Raw genomic sequence first — 16643 nt, forward strand, 5'->3', positions numbered from 1 at the left:
AAACCCCCCAGGACTCGGCCCCGACTGTGTGAGGCTGTCCCCATGTCCGTCGCACGTGACCTGCGCACCCTGCTCCGTTTCCCGGACTTCCGGAAGCTGCTGACGGTACGACTGCTCTCCCAACTCGCCGACGGCATCTATCAGGTCGCACTTGCGGCATACGTCGTCTTCTCCCCCGAGAGGGAGACCTCCCCCGCCGCCATCGCCTCCGCGATGGCAGTGCTGCTGCTGCCCTACTCCCTCCTCGGGCCGTTCGCAGGCGTGCTGCTGGACCGCTGGCGGCGCAGGCAGGTGCTCTTCTTCGGCAACGTCCTGCGCACCGCGCTCGCCACCGCCACCGCGGCGCTTGTCTTCGGCGCCGTTCCCGAGTGGCTGGTCTATCTGTCCGCGCTCACAGTCACCGCCGTCAACCGCTTCATCCTCGCCGGACTCTCGGCCGCGCTGCCCCGCGTCGTGGACAGCGACCGGCTCGTCATCGCCAACTCCCTCTCCCCGACCGCGGGCACACTTGCCGCGACCATGGGCGGCGGTGTCGCGTTCGTGGTGCGCTACCTCGCCCCCGGTACGGGCCGCGAGGCGGACGCCCTCGTCCTGCTGACGGGAGCCGCGGTCTATCTGCTGGCCGGCCTGGCCTCCCTACGGATGGCCAAGGGCCTGCTCGGGCCCGACCCCACCGAGGTGCAGCCCCGCGTGCTGGCCGCCGTCGCCAGTACCGCCCGGGGGTTGCTGGCCGGGCTGCGCCATCTCCGCGAGCGCCGGAGGGCGGCGTACGCGCTGGCGGCCTCGGCGCTGATGCGGTTCTGCTACGGGGCGCTGACGGTCACAGTGCTGATGCTGGCCCGGTACTCGTGGAGTGACAGGAGCCGGACCGACGGTGGGCTGCAACTGCTCGGTATCGCGCTCGCACTGTCGGGGTTGGGCTTCTTCGCCGCCGCCGTCCTTACGCCCTCCGGGGTGCGGCGGGCCGGGGTCTTCGGCTGGATGGCGCTGTGCGCGGGCACCGCCGCGGTGCTGGAACCCGCGCTGGGGCTGACGTTCCAGCCCGTGCCGATACTGCTGGCCGCCTTCATGCTGGCACTCGTCACCCAGGCCGGAAAGATCGCCACGGATACCGCCGTGCAGACCTCCGTGGACGATGCCTTCCGGGGCCGGGTCTTCTCTCTCTACGACATGCTCTACAACGTGGCCTACGTCGGCGCCGCCGGAGTGGCCGCCGCCATGCTCCCACCGGACGGGCGCTCCGCAGTCATCGTCGTAGGGGTTGCGGTGCTGTACGCGTCCATCGCCGCCGCGCTCTTCCGTGTTTCACGTGAAACGGAGGCACGCGGCGGGACGGGACAGGTCAGCCCTCCTACGGGGCCGCCTCCTGCTGGGCCCACCACTTCTTGAGCTCCGCGACGGCTGCGTCACGACCCAGCGGCCCGTGCTCCAGCCGTAGCTCCAGCAGATGCTTGTAGGCCCGCCCCACCACGGGGCCGGGCCGCACGCCCAGCTCCTGCATGATCTCGTTGCCGTCGAGGTCGGGCCGGATGGCGTCCAGCTCCTCCTGCTCCTGGAGCCGCGCGATGCGCTCCTCCAGGCTGTCGTACGCACGCGAGAGCGCCTGGGCCTTCCGCTTGTTCCGCGTGGTGCAGTCCGAGCGGGTCAGCTTGTGCAGCCGGTCCAGCAGCGGACCGGCGTCCCGGACGTAGCGGCGTACCGCCGAGTCCGTCCACTCACCCGTGCCGTAGCCGTGGAAGCGCAGATGCAGCTCCACCAGCCGCGAGACGTCCTTGATCGTCTCGCCGGGGTATTTGAGCGCGGCCATCCGCTTCTTCGTCATCTTGGCGCCCACCACCTCGTGGTGATGGAAGGAGACCCGCCCGTCCTTCTCGAACCGCCGCGTCCTCGGCTTGCCGATGTCGTGCAGCAGCGCGGCCAGCCGCAGCGTCAGGTCGGGGCCGTCCTCTTCCAGGTCGATCGCCTGGTCCAGCACGGTCAGCGAGTGCTCGTAGACATCCTTGTGCCGGTGGTGCTCATCGCGCTCCAGCCGCAGTGCGGGCAGCTCCGGCAGTACATGGTCCGCCAGCCCGGTCTCCACCAGCAGCCGAAGCCCCTCGCGCGGCTGAGGGGAGACGAGCAGCTTGTTCAGCTCGTCCCGCACCCGCTCCGCCGAGACGATCTCGATCCGGCCCGCCATCTCGTTCATGGCGGCCACAACCTCCGGCGCAATCTCGAAGTCGAGCTGCGCAGCGAAGCGCGCGGCCCGCATCATCCGCAGCGGGTCGTCGGAGAAGGACGACTGCGGGGTGCCCGGCGTACGCAGCCGCCGTGCGGCCAGGTCCTCCAGGCCGCCGTGCGGATCGACGAAGTGCTTCTCCGGCAGCGCGACGGCCATCGCATTCACCGTGAAATCGCGGCGGACCAGGTCCTCCTCGATCGTCTCGCCGTAGGACACCTCGGGCTTGCGGGAGCTTCGGTCGTAGATCTCCGACCGATACGTCGTCACTTCCAGGACAAAGTCGGATTTCTTGATCCCTACGGTGCCGAAGGCAATACCGACCTCCCACACCGCATCCGCCCACGGCCGCACGATCTCCAATACGTCCTCGGGCAGCGCGTCCGTGGTGAAGTCGAGATCGTTGCCGAGCCGTCCCAGCAGTGCGTCGCGTACCGAGCCGCCGACGAGAGCGAGGCGGAAACCCGCCTCGCGGAAGCGGCGCGCTAGCTCGTCCGCCACCGGTGAGACCCGTAGCAGCTCACTGACGGCACGCCGCTGCACCTCACTGAGCTGCTCGGCTGCCGGTCGGTCTGATGTGGGCCCCGTCGGGGGGACCGCCGCGGCGGTGGGCTGATCCTGGCTGTCACTCTTGGCGTTCGGCACAACAGCACAGGTTACGTTGCCGCCCCGCCCGGAGGCGCCCCCGTTCCCGGCGCCCGCCCGCAGGGCGCCCACCAGCACCGGTGATCATGTGGTGGACGGCGCGGCACTTCCACCCTCCGGGCATCGTTACCATCAGGCGAACGGGACGACGACCGACGACGGGATGGACGTGCGCGTGGCCGAGGCGGCTGAGAGCCAGGCTCCCCCTGGTCCAAGGGGAACGGCCGGCCCAAACGGGACGAACCGCTGGAAGCGACGGGCCGCGGTGCTCCTCCTCTCCGCGCTCCCCGTACTGGCGGGAGCGCTGCCCACGGCCGCCCCCGCGGCATCGGCAGCACCGGCGACGGCCCCCGAGGCCGCAGCCCAAGCGGCATCGGCAGCCTCGGCAGCGCCCGCGGCCCGCACCGGCACGGGCTCCCGCAGCACCCGGATCTCCGTCAACGAGGTCACCCCCGCCGTCCCGGAACCGGGCGGCACCCTCACCCTGACCGGCACGGTCACCAACGCCAGCAGCACGACGCTGAGCCACCTTCGGCTGACCCCGCGTATCGGCCCCACCCTCGGCTCCCGCAGCGCCATCGAGCAGGCCGCGCGCCGCAAGGGCTACCTCTCCGGCGCCGACGGCACCGAGGTCGCCGGCGGCCACTCCATGCGGCTCAACGGTCTCGCCTCCGGAGTCTCCCGCTCCTTCTCCCTGAAGATCCCGGTCAGCGACCTCCACCTCGGCGCCGACGGCGTCTACCAGCTCGGCGTCTCCCTCACCGGGCAGACCCGTAACCGTCCCTACGACCAGATCCTCGGCATCGGCCGCACCTTCCTGCCCTGGCAGAAGAAGGCGTCCGGCCACCGCACCCGGCTCACCTATCTGTGGCCGTTGATCTCCACCCCGCACGTCACGGCGCGCACTCAGTCCGACAAGCAGCAGACCCCGGTCTTCCGCGACGACGACCTCGCCAAGGAGCTGGCCCCCGGCGGTCGCCTCGAGCAGATGCTGGAACTCGGCAAGGATCTGAATGTCACCTGGGTCATCGACCCCGATCTGCTGGCGAGCGTCGACGTGATGGCCCGCCGCTATCGGGTGCACAAGCCCGGCGGCGGCCCGGACGACACCGTCGCCGGAAAGGGCCAGGAGTACGCCAAGCAGTGGCTGGACGAGCTCCAGGGGGCGGTGGCCGGCAAGGAGGTCGTCGCCCTCCCGTTCGCCGACCCCGACCTGGCCTCGCTCGCCCACCGCGGTACGCACATCCGTGGGGCGCTCAGCTCGCTGGGCCAGGCCACCACGACGGGCAGGGAGACGGTCGAGACGGTGCTCCACGTGAAACCGAGCACGGACTTCGCCTGGCCCTACAAGGGCGCCGTCGACTCCTCCATCGTGGACGTCGCCACCTCGGCGGGCGCGCACAACGTCATCGCCCGCAGCGACAGCGTCCGCGAGAACGCGCTCTCCTACAGCCCCACCGCGGCCCGCCCCATCGGCAGCGGCAACACCGCGCTGGTTGCCGACGCACCGCTGTCCACCGCCTTCGAGGACGATCTGTCGCGGGCCGGAGCCTCCTCGCTGGCCGTCCAGCGGTTCGCCGCGCAGTCCCTCTCGCTGGCCCGGCAGGCCCCCTCCCGCAGCCGCAGCGTCGTCGTCGCCCCGCAGCGGATGCCCACCGTCTCCCAGGCGCAGGCGATGGCAGCCGGTATCAAGGCGCTCGCGGCCAGCGGCTGGACCGAGCACAGCAGCCTGACGGACGCCGCCAAGGCCAAGCCGGACCCCAACGCACGCCGCAAGATGCCGTCGCCGTCCTCCTACCCCGCCTCGCTGCGCCGCACGGAGCTGCCCACCGCCGCCTTCGAGCAGGTGCGCAAGACCAAGGACGGGCTGGACGACTTCCAGCAGATCCTCAGCCAGGCCAACCGCGTCGTACCACCGTTCACCACCGCCATAGACCGCGAGGTCTCCAACGCCTGGCGGGGCGAGGGCCGAGCCTCCCGGAGCTACCGCAACGACGTGGAGAAGTACCTGCTGGAGCTACGAGGCGCGGTCAAGCTCATCAAGAAGTCCGACATCACGCTCTCCGGACGCGAGGCCACCATCCCCGTGACCGTCCAGAACAACCTCGCCCAGGGCGTGGACGGGCTCGTACTGGAGCTGCGCTCCAGCCGGATCGGCCTGGATGTGGGCGACTCCAAGCGGGTCACGGTCGACGGGGAGCACACCCAGTCCCTCAAGTTCGACACCACCGCCAAGAACAACGGCCGCGCCTACGTCTACGCCCAGCTCTACACCGAGGACGGCGAGCGCTACGGCAAGGTGATGAAGTTCCAGGTCAACGTGACCTCCATCACCTCGACCGTGCTGCTGGTGATCGCGGGCGGCGTGCTGCTCATCGTCCTCGCCGGCATCCGGATGTACACCCAGCGCAAGCGCTCCGGCCCCGCCCCGGACCCCGACGCACCGCTGGAGCAGCCGGACGGCGACGGCTCAGAGGACGCCGAGGAGAACGACACCCCGGAGGAGGACGCCCCGCAAGAGGGCGAACCGGGGGAGGACAGCCCGGAGAAGGGCGGCCCGGAAAGGGAGGGTTCGAAAGCTGAGACCACCGGGGACTCGGCCGACACCCCCCACGGTGACGGAGACGACACCGAACGGGAAAACGACAACCCTCCGGCCGCGGGTGAGAAAGTGGACCGTTGACTCTTCCGGGCGAGCAGGGGCAGGGGTAGGTAGCGACGATGAACGCGCCGTATGGCGGCGACCGGGGCCGGACCCCCGGTGACGGCTCCGGCCGGCCGGAAGACGCGTATGCGCCGGACGCCTACGGGCGCGACCCGTACGAGGAGCGCGACCCCTCGGCCCAGGACCCGCCGCCGCACGCCTGGCAGCCCACCCCGGGGCAGCAGCCCTACGGGCAACAGCCGTACCAGGAACAGGCGCCCCAGCCCCAGGCATATCAGGGAGGGCAGCCGCCCCAGCAGCCTGCTCAGGTTTCGGGCCCGCCCCCGCAGCCCGCACCGGCTTCGGGCCCGCCTCAGCCGCCGCAGCAGCCCGCGGGCCCGCCGGGGGACGCCTTCGCGCACCTCTACCGCGACCAGGGCCACGCCCAACCGCAGCGCCCCCCGCAGCAGCCACCGTTCCACCCGGATCCCACCCAGCCGCCGCAGCCCTACCCGCCCGAACCCGGGGCACCCGGCGCCGCCGAGGAGCCGTCAGCCCAGACGGTCAACCTCGGCACCGTCGCCCCGAAGGGAGCCCCGCCGAAGGCGGCCCCGGCAGCGGGAGGTGAAGCTGCCGCGCCCGCCAAGCCCGGCGGCGGGGGAGGGCTCCTCAAGTCCAGCGCCATCATGGCCGCGGGCACGATGGTCTCCCGGCTCACCGGGTTCGTCCGCTCCGCGATGATCGTTGCCGCGCTCGGCGCCTCGGCCCTCGGCGACAGCTACCAGCTCGCCATCACGCTCCCGACGATGCTGTACATCCTCACCGTCGGCGGCGGCCTCAACTCCGTTTTCGTCCCGCAGCTCGTCCGGGCCATGAAGGACGACGAGGACGGCGGGCAGGCGTACGCGAACCGGCTGCTGACGCTCGTCGCGGTGATCCTGGGCGGGCTGGCCGTGGCCGCCGTTTTCGCCGCTCCGCTGCTGGTGCGGCTGATGTCGGTCAAGCTCGCCGACAATCCGGCCGCCAACGAGGTCACCATCACCTTCGTGCGCTACTGCCTGCCCTCGATCTTCTTCATGGGCATCCATGTGGTGATGGGCCAGGTCCTCAACGCGCGGGGCCGCTTCGGCGCCATGATGTGGACCCCGGTCCTCAACAACATCGTCATCATCGCGTCGATCAGCATGTTCCTGTGGGTGTACGGCACCGCCGACACCTCGAACCTGACCGTCAACACCATCCCCCCCGAGGGCATCCGGCTGCTGGGCGTCGGCACCCTGCTGGGCCTGGTGGTCCAGGCGCTGGCGATGATCCCGTATCTGCGGGCCGCCGGCTTCCGGATCCGGCCCCGCTTCGACTGGCGCGGCCACGGCCTGGGCAAGGCCGCCAAGCTGGCCAAGTGGACCATCCTGTTCGTCCTCGCCAACCAGGCCGGTGTGCTGGTCGTCTCGCAGCTGTCCACCTGGGCGGGCGATACGGCTGCGCAGCACGGCGACTCCGGTACCGGCTACATCGCCTACTCGAACGCGCAGCTCATCTGGACCATGCCGCAGTCGATCATCACCGTCTCCGTGATGGCCGCGTTGCTGCCCCGGCTCTCCCGCTCCGCCGCCGACGGCGACACCGGCGCCGTGCGGGACGACATCTCCCAAGGGCTGCGCAACTCCGCCGTCGCCATCGTCCCGATCGCCTTCGGTTTCCTGGCTCTCGGTATCCCGATGTGCACGATGATCTACGGCTCGGCGGGCGTGGACGCGGCCCGTTCCATGGGATACATGCTGATGGCCTTCGGTCTCGGCCTGATCCCGTACTCGGTGCAGTACGTCGTGCTGCGCGCCTTCTACGCCTACGAGGACACCCGCACCCCGTTCTTCAACACGGTGATAGTGGCCGCCGTCAATGGCGCAGCCTCCGCGCTGTGCTTCCTGCTGCTGCCCTCCCGCTGGGCCGTCGTCGGGATGGCCGCCTCCTACGGGCTCGCCTACATCATCGGAGTCGGTGTCGCTTGGCGGCGGCTCCGCAACCGGCTGGGCGGCGACCTCGACGGGCGGCACGTGGTCCGTACGTACACGCGGCTGGCCGGCGCCAGTGTTCCGGCCACGCTGGCCGCGGGCGCCGCGGCCTGGGGCGTCACCCACGTACTGGGCAGTGGCACCTTCGGCTCGATCGCCGCCCTGGTGGGTGGAGGGATCGTTTTGGGCGCGGTTTTCGTCCTAGCGGCGAAGCGCATGCGCATTGAGGAAATGACGGCGATGCTCGGCATGGTCCGCGCCAGACTCGGCCGATGAAAACTCGGCGAGAAACCGGCGTATACAACCATCATTCGCCCCCGCGTGTCGTGCATAGCGGCGAGGTGTAGGCACAATGTTTTTGGCCGTTTCCAGGAAAACGGCCACTACGGATGGGGAGGCAGGAACGACGGTGGCGGAACGGAGCACAGCCGCTGTCGGCGTGGCCGAGACCAGCGGTGCGAACGGCGAACCGCTGACCGCCCAGCAGGACGGGGCCACGGGCGACGGTGCGACGGACGCGACGAACGGATACAGCCACAGCGCCGGGATCTCCCCGCACAAGGAGCCCTCGGCCGACCCCTCCGACACCGCACCTCTGACGGACTCCCCCGGTGCCACGTCGCCCGAAGAGTCCCCCGAAGGGAGCAGCGCGGGCGAGCCGACCGCAGCCGACCCTGAACCGGCCCAGGACGCCGACACCGCGGATGCCGCCGAGACCTCCGCCACCTCCCCCACGGACAAGGCCGACGGCGAAGACGCGGGCAAGGCCGATACCGAAGACGCCGACAAGCCGAAGGCCAAGCCCAAGGCCAACAAGGAGAAGGCCAGGGCCAAGGGCAGCGAGAAGGTCAAGGGCAGCGAGAAGCCCGACACCACCGCCGACGCCGAGAAGGCCGTCGACCCCAAGGACACCCCTGCCGCGCAGGACACCGGCTCCGAGGCCGGCGCCGCGATGGCGCCCGCCGAGCTGCGGGTGCCCGAGCTGCACAGCGGCCACAAGCTCGCCAAGCGCTACCGTCTCGAAGAGTGCGTCACCCGCCTCGACGGCTTCAGCAGCTGGCGCGCCGTCGACGAGAAGCTGCGCCGCGCCGTCGGGGTCCATGCGCTGCCCGTCGGGCACGCCCGCTCCCGCCAGGTACTCGCCGCGGCACGCTCGGCGGCCCTGCTCGGCGACCCCCGGTTCGTGCAGGTCCTTGACGCGGTCGAGGAGGGCGAGCTGGTCTACGTCGTCCACGAGTGGCTGCCCGACGCCGTTCCGCTCAGCGAGCTGCTCGCCGCGGGCCCGCTGGAGCCGCACGAGGCGTATCAGCTCGTCAGCCAGCTCGCCCAGGCGCTGACCGCGGCGCACCGCGAGGGGCTGGCGCACCTGCGGCTGACGCCTTCCTGTGTGCTGCGCACCGGCATCGGCCAATACCGCGTCCGCGGTCTCGCCGTGAACGCGGCCCTGCGCGGGGTCACCAGCGACCACCCGCAGCGGGACGACACCGAGGCGATCGGCGCGCTGCTGTACGCGGCGCTCACCCGGCGCTGGCCGTACGAGGAGGGTGCGCACGGACTGCCGGGGGTCGGCTCGCTGGACATCGGCACCCTCGTGGCGCCCGAGCAGCTCCGCGCGGGCATCCACCGCGGGCTGTCCACGCTGGCCATGCGCGCCCTCGTCAACGACGGCGCGACCGCCTCGCGGCAGGAGCAGCCCTGCACCACCCCGGAAGAGCTGTCCAAGGCGGTCTCCGCGCTGCCCAAGATCCGCCCACCGGAGCCGGCCTTCACCGCGCCCCCGGCGTATCAGCGCCCGGCCGGCATCGCGGCACCCGGCGGACCCGGAGGTGCTGCTCCCGGGGCGCCTGCCGCCAGGGCGGGAGCCACGCCCCCTGCGCTGCCGGGCCGTACCGGCAAGGTGCTCAAGTGGGGCGTCTCCGCGCTGCTGATCGCCGCGCTCGGGCTCGGCAGCTGGCAGGTCGCCGACGCGCTGCTCAAGGGCGAGCCGCCGGTCGGCAAGAAGTCCGCGAAGCAGGTGAAGGGGAAAGACAACGCCGCGGGGACCGGTAAGCCGGTCAAGGTCGAGGACGTGCAGGACTTCGACCCGGAGAGCTCGGACGGGCGTGAGAAGCCGGAGCGGGTCGGCGACGCCGTGGACGGCAAGCCCGGCACCTACTGGCTCACGGACAAGTACCTGAATTACCCCACGTTCGGCAACTTCAAGTCCGGCGCCGGCCTCATCCTCGATCTGGGGAAGACCCGGCAGGTCAGCCGGCTCAAGGTCGACTTCATCGGCAAGACCTCGGCAAGCTTCCTGGCAGCGCCGAACAGCGTCACCGACATGCCGTCCTCGCTGAGCAGCTTCAGCAAGGTCACGAGCGGCTCCGGCGCACACCTCACCCTGAAGGCGAAGAAGCCCATCAAGACCCGTTACGTACTGCTGTGGCTCACCAAGCTCCCACTCACCGACGACGGCAACTACCGTGGTCGCGTCACGGAGGTCCAGGTCCTCGGTTGAGGCAGTGGACGCCGCTTCCGACGTGGGCGCGGCAGGGCAAGGGGAGGGGCTGATGGCGAGCGACGGCGCGCCCGACGGGATGGCCGGGCCGGACGACAAGGAGCTGCTCGCCCGCCACGTCGCGGGCGACCCGGAGGCGTTCGGGGAGCTCGTCCGCCGCCACCGGGACCGGCTGTGGGCAGTGGCCCTGCGGACGCTGGGAGACCGCGAGGAGGCTGCCGACGCCGTGCAGGACGCCCTCATCTCGGCCTATCGCGCCGCGCACACCTTCCGCGGCCAGTCCGCCGTCACCACCTGGCTGCACCGCATCACCGTCAATGCCTGTCTGGACCGCGCCCGCAAGGCCGCGTCCCGCCGCGCAACGCTCACCGACGACACCGAGCGCATGGAACAGCTCCTCGAACCTCACGAGTCCGCAGCCGCGCCTGTGGAGCGGCAGGACGTGCAGCAGCAGGTGGTGACCGCGCTCTCCGAACTGCCCGTCGAGCAACGCGCCGCGCTGGTGCTGGTGGATATGCAGGGCTACCCCGTCGCCGAGGCCGCCGAGGTGCTCGATGTGGCCGTGGGTACCGTCAAGAGCCGCTGCGCCCGCGGCCGCGCCCGGCTGCTTCCGCTCGTCTCCCACCTGCGTCCCGGCGGCGGCAGCAGCAAAGAGAGCAACGGTGGCGCGGGCGGGAGCGGCAGCGCCGAAGGCGGCGGCAGCAGCGAAGGGAACCCGTCCTCGGGCGCTTCCGTCCCAACACCGAGAGGGGTGCCACCGAAGAAACCACGGAAGGCTCGACGGAACGCTCAGCAAGACACCACAGGCTCTGGAGCCGTGAAGGGAGGGGGGCAGGCATGACATCCACTCCTTTCCCGTACGGCGAGCACCCAGAGGTCACCGAGATCTCCGCACTCAGCGAGGGCATCCTGCCCACCGAGCGCCAGGCGGATCTCCGTGCCCACCTGGTGGAGTGCGAGCTCTGCGCCGACGTGTACGCCTCCCTGGAGGGGATCCGCGAGACGCTGGGGACCCTGCCCGGGCCTGCCCAGATGCCGGAGGATGTGGCGAGTCGTATCGACGCGGCCCTGGCGGCGGAGGCGCTGCTGTCAGCCACGGTGCCGGGGGAGACCGAGACCGCTTCAGAGGACGCGACCGTCCCGGATGACGAGGCTGTCCCAGATGACGAGGCTGTCCCGGATGAGGAGGCCGCTTCTCGCGACGGCGCTGTTTCACGTGAAACGGCTTCGGAATCTTCCGAGAATCCCGCTCCCGAGACAGCTCAGAGTCCCGTTTCACGTGAAACAGCGACTGCCCCCGTCCCCCTCAGCACCCGACGCAGGAGGCGGACGATGGTGCTCGTGGCGGCTGCGTCTCTCGCCGTCCTCACGCTCGGCGGGATCACCATCCGGGCGCTGTCCAACCCCGCGCCCGCCGAGGTGAGTTCGGGCACCGCCCAGTCGACGACCGGCAAGCAGGCTCCCGACGCACCGTCGAGTTCCACGGCCCCCACGGACACCGACGCCGGCGGCAGCAGCGACGACCAGCGGCTGCGCAAGCGCGTCCAGCACCTGCTCTCCGACCAGAAGTCGCCGTCTCCCTCCCGGAACGCGCCGCAAAAGTCCACGCCGCCCAGCGACTCCCCCTCGGTCGGCACCAAGCGGAGCCCCAGCACCGACGAGAAGACGCTTCGCGACGACAGGATGGGCGGCGGACAGGGCATGCCGTCCTGCGTACGCGACGGGATCCACCGTACGGAGAGCCCGCTGGCTGTCGACGCCGACGCCACCTTCGAGAGCCGCTCCGGCTATCTGGTCGTCCTGCCCCACCAGGGCGGCGACCCGAACCTGGTGGACGCCTACCTGGTGGACCCCTCCTGTGTCAGCGCCGACCCGTCGGGCCCCGGGAAGGTGCTGTTCAAACGCACCTACCCGCGCGGGTGACACGCGGTCGCAGGCCCGGGAATGTCTTCCCCTTAGGATCCGTTGGACGGGGTGCAAGCCTCGGCAGAAGATCCCGGAAGCAGTCGGCAGACAAGGAAGACTCCCGTGAGCGACGTCCGTAACGTCATCATCATCGGCTCGGGCCCAGCCGGATACACGGCTGCGCTCTACACCGCCCGCGCGTCGCTGAAGCCGCTGGTGTTCGAGGGCTCCGTCACCGCAGGCGGGGCGCTGATGAACACCACCGATGTCGAGAACTTCCCCGGGTTTCAGGAAGGCATCATGGGCCCGGAGCTCATGGACAACATGCGGGCCCAGGCCGAGCGCTTCGGCGCCGAGCTGATCCCGGACGACGTCACCGCCGTCGACCTGTCCGGTCCTGTGAAGACCGTCACGGACTCCAACGGCACCGTCCACCGCGCCCGGACCGTGATCGTCTCCACCGGCTCGCAGCACCGCACGCTGGGCCTGCCGCTGGAAGAGGAGCTCTCCGGCCGCGGCGTCTCCTACTGCGCCACGTGTGACGGCTTCTTCTTCCGTGAGCAGCACATCGCCGTCGTTGGTGGCGGTGATACCGCTATGGAGGAGGCCACGTTCCTCTCCCGCTTCGCGGCCTCGGTCACCGTGGTCCACCGCCGGGACACGCTGCGTGCCTCCAAGGCGATGCAGGAGCGGGCCTTCGCCGACCCGAAGATCTCCTTCGCCTGGGACAGCGAGGTCGCCGAGATCCACAGCAAGGACGGCAAGCTCTCCGGTCTGACGCTGCGGGACACTCGGAACGGCGAGACCCGCGAGCTGGATGTGACCGGCCTGTTCGTCGCCATCGGTCACGACCCGCGCGTGGACCTCTTCAAGGAGGAGCTGACCCTGGACGAGGACGGCTACCTCAAGGTGGACGCCCCCTCCACCCGCACCAATGTCCCCGGCGTCTTCGCGGCGGGCGACGTGGTGGACCACACCTACCGCCAGGCCATCACCGCAGCGGGCACCGGCTGCTCCGCGGCTCTTGACGCCGAGCGGTATCTGGCCGCGCTCACCGATGTGGCCACCGAGGAGACCCCGGAGCCGGAGAAGACCGCAGCAGCCGTCTGACGCGACAGCCCTCCACGGGGGACCCGCCCTTGTCCCCCACCAGCTCCCCACCCGACCCGCAGTCAACAGAGAATGAGGAGAAGCACCATGGCCGGTGCCACCGTGACCGCGACCGACGCCGACTTCGACGATGTCGTCCTGAAGAGCGACAAGCCCGTGCTGGTCGACTTCTGGGCGGCCTGGTGCGGCCCGTGCCGTCAGATTGCCCCGTCGCTGGAGGCCATCGCCTCCGAGCACGCCGACAAGCTGACGGTGGTCAAGCTCAACATCGACGAGAACCCGGGTGTGGCCGCCAAGTACGGCATCATGTCGATCCCGACGATGAACGTCTACCAGGGCGGCGAGGTCGTGAAGACCATTGTCGGCGCCAAGCCGAAGGCCGCCATCGAGAAGGACCTCGCGGACTTCATCGGCTGAGGACCATCCCGTCACTGGCTGAGGGGCGTGCCGCTTTACGTGAAACGGCGCGCCCCTCAGACGTACTCGGAGACGCCCTCGAAAGCCCCGAGTTGCGCCCTCACAGCGGCCGCAGCGCCGGCTCCTTGCTGTGCACCTTGCCCAGCAACTGGTCCAGCGCCCGTTCCATGTCCTGGCGCCAGGAGACGGTGGAGCGCAGTTCCAGCCGCAGCCGGGGATAGCGGGGGTGCGGACGGACGGTCTTGAAGCCGACGGACAGCAGATGGTCGGCGGGCAGCAGACAGGCCGGTTCCGTCCACTGTGTGTCCCCGAACGCCTCTATCGCCTTGAACCCCCGTTGCAGCAGATCCTTCGCCACTGTCTGCACGATCATCCGGCCGAGCCCCTGCCCCTGGAACCCCGGCAGCAGGGAGGCCGTCATCAACTGCACCGCATCGGGGGAGACGGGGCTGGTGGGAAAGGCGAAGGAACGCGGCACATACGCAGGCGGCGCGTACAGCACATAGCCGACCGCTACATCGTCGACATAGACGACCCGGCCGCAGGAACCCCACTCCAGCAGCACCGCCGAGATCCAGGCTTCTTTCTCCAGATCCGGCCGTCCCGCCTTCTTCGCCTCCTCACCGCTGACCGGGTCCAGCTCCCAGAAGGTGCACCCACGGCAGCGCTTCGGCAGATCCGGGAGGTTGTCCAGCGTGAGCGGAACGAGTTGTCGCCCCATGACAGACATCGTATCCATGGGGCGACAACTCGTCGGCGGGTTTCTTCTGTTGTGACGGGCACAAGCAGGGGCCCGAGCGACAGCCCGGGCCCCTCACCGTCTATGGGGATTCAGCTCTCCGCAGGTCCAGCGCTACGAGGCATCGGCGTCCTCGCCACTGTCGCCCTCGGCGAGCTTCTGCTCCAGCACCCGGCCCTCACCCGGAGCGAGCTGCCCCAGGATGCGCTCCAGATCCTCCATCGAGGCGAACTCGACCACGATCTTGCCCTTCTTCTGGCCGAGATCGACCTTCACCCGCGTCTCGAAGCGGTCCGAGAGCCGCCCCGCCAGGTGGTCCAGCGCGGGGGAGACCCGAGCACCGGCCCGGGGTCCCTTGGGCTTGGTGCTGCCTTTGGGCTTGCCGCCCATCAGCGTGACGATCTCCTCCACCGCACGCACCGAGAGTCCCTCGGCCACGATGCGGTGAGCGAGCTTGTCCTGCTCCTCTCCGTCCTCAACGGACAGCAGCGCCCGCGCATGCCCCGCGGAGAGCACCCCGGCAGCCACTCGGCGCTGCACGGCCGGAGAGAGCCGCAGCAGCCGCAGCGTGTTGGACACCTGCGGGCGGGAGCGGCCGATACGGTCGGCCAGCTCGTCATGGGTGCAGCTGAAGTCCTTGAGGAGCTGGTCGTAGGCGGCCGCCTCTTCCAGCGGGTTGAGCTGTGCGCGGTGCAGGTTCTCCAGCAACGCATCGAGCAGCAGCTTCTCGTCCTCGGTGGCCCGGACGATGGCCGGGATGCGCTCCAGCCCCGCCTCACGGCAGGCCCGCCAGCGGCGCTCACCCATGATGAGCTCGAAGCTGCCGGCCTTGAGCTCCCGGACGACCACGGGCTGGAGGAGGCCAACTTCCTTGATGGAAGTGACCAGTTCGGACAGCGCATCCTCGTCGAAGACCTCACGGGGCTGCCGCGGGTTCGGCGTGATGGCGTCGAGAGGCACCTCCGCGAAGAACGCACCCCCCGCCTCCTCCGGAACACCGCCCTCCACGGTGGCCGATGGCTCCGTTTCACGTGAAACGGCGTCTTCACCTGAAACCTCGTCCTCGTTCTCCCGCTGGGAGAGCGCGGCGACCTTGGCCGCCGCCACGCCTCGTACACCCTTCTCGGGAGTGAGCACGGGAACAGCGGTGGGGGAGGTGGAGCCCCCCGACATGTTCGGCTTCTGTTCGTTCTCGGAGGGGTCAGCGGTATCCGTCCCCGTTGGAGCCGCCGGGATCAGTGCACCGAGCCCCCGCCCCAGACCCCTACGTCGCTCGCTCACTGAGTCCCCTCCGCCATGCTGCCGTGCTGCTGCGCCTGTGCTTGCTGTGTGTGATGTGCGTGTACTTGCTGGGCCTGCGCCTGCTGTAGCTGAAGCTGCTGCTGTGCTTGCTGCGCCTGCTCAATGTGCGGGTCTCGCAGAGCAATCTCCCGCGCCGCCTCCAGATAGGAGAGCGAACCACTGGAGCCCGGGTCATAGGTGAGGACCGTCTGCCCGTAGCTGGGCGCCTCCGAAATCCGTACGGAACGCGGGATGTTGGTGCGCAGGACCTCCTTGCCGAAGTGGCTACGCACCTCTTCCGCCACCTGCGATGCCAGCCGGGTCCGGCCGTCGTACATGGTGAGGATGATGGTCGAGACGTGCAGCCGGGGGTTCAGATGGCCCCGCACCAGCTCGACGTTCCGCAGCAGTTGGCCGAGCCCCTCCAGCGCGTAGTACTCGCACTGAATGGGGATCAGCACCTCGGCGCCGGCCACGAGCGCGTTCACCGTCAGCAGCCCCAGCGAGGGCGGGCAGTCGATGAGGACGTAGTCCAACGGCTGCTCATATGCCTCGATGGCGCGCTGAAGGCGGCTCTCCCGCGCGACCAGTGACACGAGTTCGATCTCCGCACCGGCGAGATCGATGGTCGCTGGCGCGCAGAAGAGCCCCTCCACGTCCGGCACCGGCTGGACGACTTCCGAGAGCGGCTTGCTCTCCACCAGAACGTCGTAGATCGACGGAACCTCGGCGTGGTGGTCGACCCCCAGCGCCGTCGAGGCGTTGCCCTGCGGGTCGAGGTCGACAACCAGGACGCGGCCCCCGTGCAGGGCCAGCGAGGCGGCGAGGTTCACCGTCGTGGTGGTCTTGCCGACTCCGCCCTTCTGGTTGGCGACGACCATGACCCTCGTCTGGGCGGGCCGAGGCAGCCCCTCCCCGGCGCGGTTCATCGCTTCGACCGCCTGCTGGGCCGCGCGGCCGATCGGCGTGTCATCCATGGGCGGTGGCGTTTCACGTGCCGCGTCACCGCGGGGAGCGACCCCACCCGCGCTGGTATCCCCCGGCTCTGTGCGGGGACCGGGGACCGGGTCGGCCATCGGTCCCGCGATGTTGGCGTCGGACCGCAACGGTTCACTCTCCTCAACATCAGGCTCGCTATGGACAGAGCCTCCCATGCTTTCGGTCCCGTGAACCAG

12 protein-coding genes are annotated in these 16643 nt (G+C 70.1%); 8 read left to right on the plus strand and 4 right to left on the minus strand.

All coding sequences use genetic code 11. The features are described from left to right. Positions 1-42: 42 nt before the first annotated feature. On the plus strand, positions 43-1389 hold the full coding sequence (locus tag ACTWP9_RS32060) for an MFS transporter (RefSeq protein ID WP_443249835.1): 1347 nt from the start codon (positions 43-45) through the stop codon (positions 1387-1389). Here the strand turns inward: ACTWP9_RS32060 and ACTWP9_RS32065 are convergent. Then, positions 1352-2863 (minus strand): CCA tRNA nucleotidyltransferase, encoded by a 1512-nt coding sequence (locus ACTWP9_RS32065; RefSeq protein WP_443249836.1) that lies wholly within the window; start codon positions 2861-2863, stop codon positions 1352-1354. The two genes, ACTWP9_RS32060 and ACTWP9_RS32065, sit on opposite strands and share 38 nt — an antisense overlap. A gap of 163 nt (positions 2864-3026) precedes the next feature. Between ACTWP9_RS32065 and ACTWP9_RS32070 the strand changes: the two genes are divergently transcribed. The 7 genes from ACTWP9_RS32070 (at position 3027) to trxA (ending at position 13448) form a co-directional block, all read left to right on the plus strand. Beyond that, complete coding sequence (locus ACTWP9_RS32070) at positions 3027-5546, plus strand: DUF6049 family protein (RefSeq protein ID WP_443249837.1); 2520 nt, start codon at positions 3027-3029, stop codon at positions 5544-5546. A gap of 38 nt (positions 5547-5584) precedes the next feature. After that, positions 5585-7795 carry a murein biosynthesis integral membrane protein MurJ gene (gene murJ / locus ACTWP9_RS32075; RefSeq protein ID WP_443249838.1) on the plus strand — a complete coding sequence of 737 codons (2211 nt, stop codon included), beginning with the start codon at positions 5585-5587 and terminating at the stop codon, positions 7793-7795. A 133-nt stretch (positions 7796-7928) separates the two neighbouring features. Then, entirely contained in the window at positions 7929-10016 is a 2088-nt protein-coding gene (locus ACTWP9_RS32080; RefSeq protein ID WP_443249839.1) for a hypothetical protein, read from the plus strand. Between the two features lie 52 nt (positions 10017-10068). Next, complete coding sequence (sigM, locus tag ACTWP9_RS32085) at positions 10069-10857, plus strand: RNA polymerase sigma factor SigM (RefSeq protein WP_443249840.1); 789 nt, start codon at positions 10069-10071, stop codon at positions 10855-10857. Continuing rightward, on the plus strand, positions 10854-11939 hold the full coding sequence (locus tag ACTWP9_RS32090) for a hypothetical protein (RefSeq protein ID WP_443249841.1): 1086 nt from the start codon (positions 10854-10856) through the stop codon (positions 11937-11939). Before sigM ends, ACTWP9_RS32090 begins: the two co-directional genes overlap by 4 nt. Before the next feature lie 105 nt (positions 11940-12044). Next, entirely contained in the window at positions 12045-13031 is a 987-nt protein-coding gene (gene trxB / locus ACTWP9_RS32095; RefSeq protein WP_443249842.1) for a thioredoxin-disulfide reductase, read from the plus strand. A gap of 87 nt (positions 13032-13118) precedes the next feature. After that, positions 13119-13448, plus strand: coding sequence for a thioredoxin (gene trxA, locus ACTWP9_RS32100; RefSeq protein WP_209209333.1), 330 nt, complete (start codon positions 13119-13121; stop codon positions 13446-13448). A gap of 100 nt (positions 13449-13548) precedes the next feature. Here trxA and ACTWP9_RS32105 read toward each other — a convergent pair whose 3' ends face one another. The 3 genes from ACTWP9_RS32105 to ACTWP9_RS32115 all read right to left on the minus strand — a co-directional run bounded on the left by ACTWP9_RS32105 (position 13549) and on the right by ACTWP9_RS32115 (position 16622). After that, positions 13549-14169: a GNAT family N-acetyltransferase gene (locus tag ACTWP9_RS32105; RefSeq protein ID WP_443249843.1), complete on the minus strand. Its 621-nt coding sequence runs from the start codon at positions 14167-14169 to the stop codon at positions 13549-13551. A 132-nt stretch (positions 14170-14301) separates the two neighbouring features. Beyond that, a complete protein-coding gene (locus ACTWP9_RS32110; RefSeq protein WP_443249844.1) occupies positions 14302-15468 on the minus strand; it encodes a ParB/RepB/Spo0J family partition protein in 1167 nt (388 codons plus the stop codon). Next, positions 15465-16622 (minus strand): ParA family protein, encoded by a 1158-nt coding sequence (locus ACTWP9_RS32115; RefSeq protein ID WP_443249845.1) that lies wholly within the window; start codon positions 16620-16622, stop codon positions 15465-15467. Before ACTWP9_RS32115 ends, ACTWP9_RS32110 begins: the two co-directional genes overlap by 4 nt. Positions 16623-16643 lie beyond the last annotated feature (21 nt).

The organism is Streptomyces sp. 3N207 (assembly GCF_052246355.1).
Taxonomy (GTDB): Bacteria; Actinomycetota; Actinomycetes; order Streptomycetales; family Streptomycetaceae; genus Streptomyces.

Bases quoted from the DNA above. Each gene is read 5' to 3' on its own strand.
- ACTWP9_RS32090 (WP_443249841.1), top strand. From the start codon at position 10,854: ATGACATCCACTCCTTTCCCGTACGGCGAGCACCCAGAGGTCACCGAG.
- murJ (WP_443249838.1), top strand. From the start codon at position 5,585: ATGAACGCGCCGTATGGCGGCGACCGGGGCCGGACCCCCGGTGACGGC.
- ACTWP9_RS32060 (WP_443249835.1), top strand. From the start codon at position 43: ATGTCCGTCGCACGTGACCTGCGCACCCTGCTCCGTTTCCCGGACTTC.
- sigM (WP_443249840.1), top strand. From the start codon at position 10,069: ATGGCGAGCGACGGCGCGCCCGACGGGATGGCCGGGCCGGACGACAAG.
- ACTWP9_RS32070 (WP_443249837.1), top strand. From the start codon at position 3,027: ATGGACGTGCGCGTGGCCGAGGCGGCTGAGAGCCAGGCTCCCCCTGGT.
- ACTWP9_RS32115 (WP_443249845.1), bottom strand. From the start codon at position 16,622: ATGGGAGGCTCTGTCCATAGCGAGCCTGATGTTGAGGAGAGTGAACCG.
- trxA (WP_209209333.1), top strand. From the start codon at position 13,119: ATGGCCGGTGCCACCGTGACCGCGACCGACGCCGACTTCGACGATGTC.
- ACTWP9_RS32105 (WP_443249843.1), bottom strand. From the start codon at position 14,169: ATGGGGCGACAACTCGTTCCGCTCACGCTGGACAACCTCCCGGATCTG.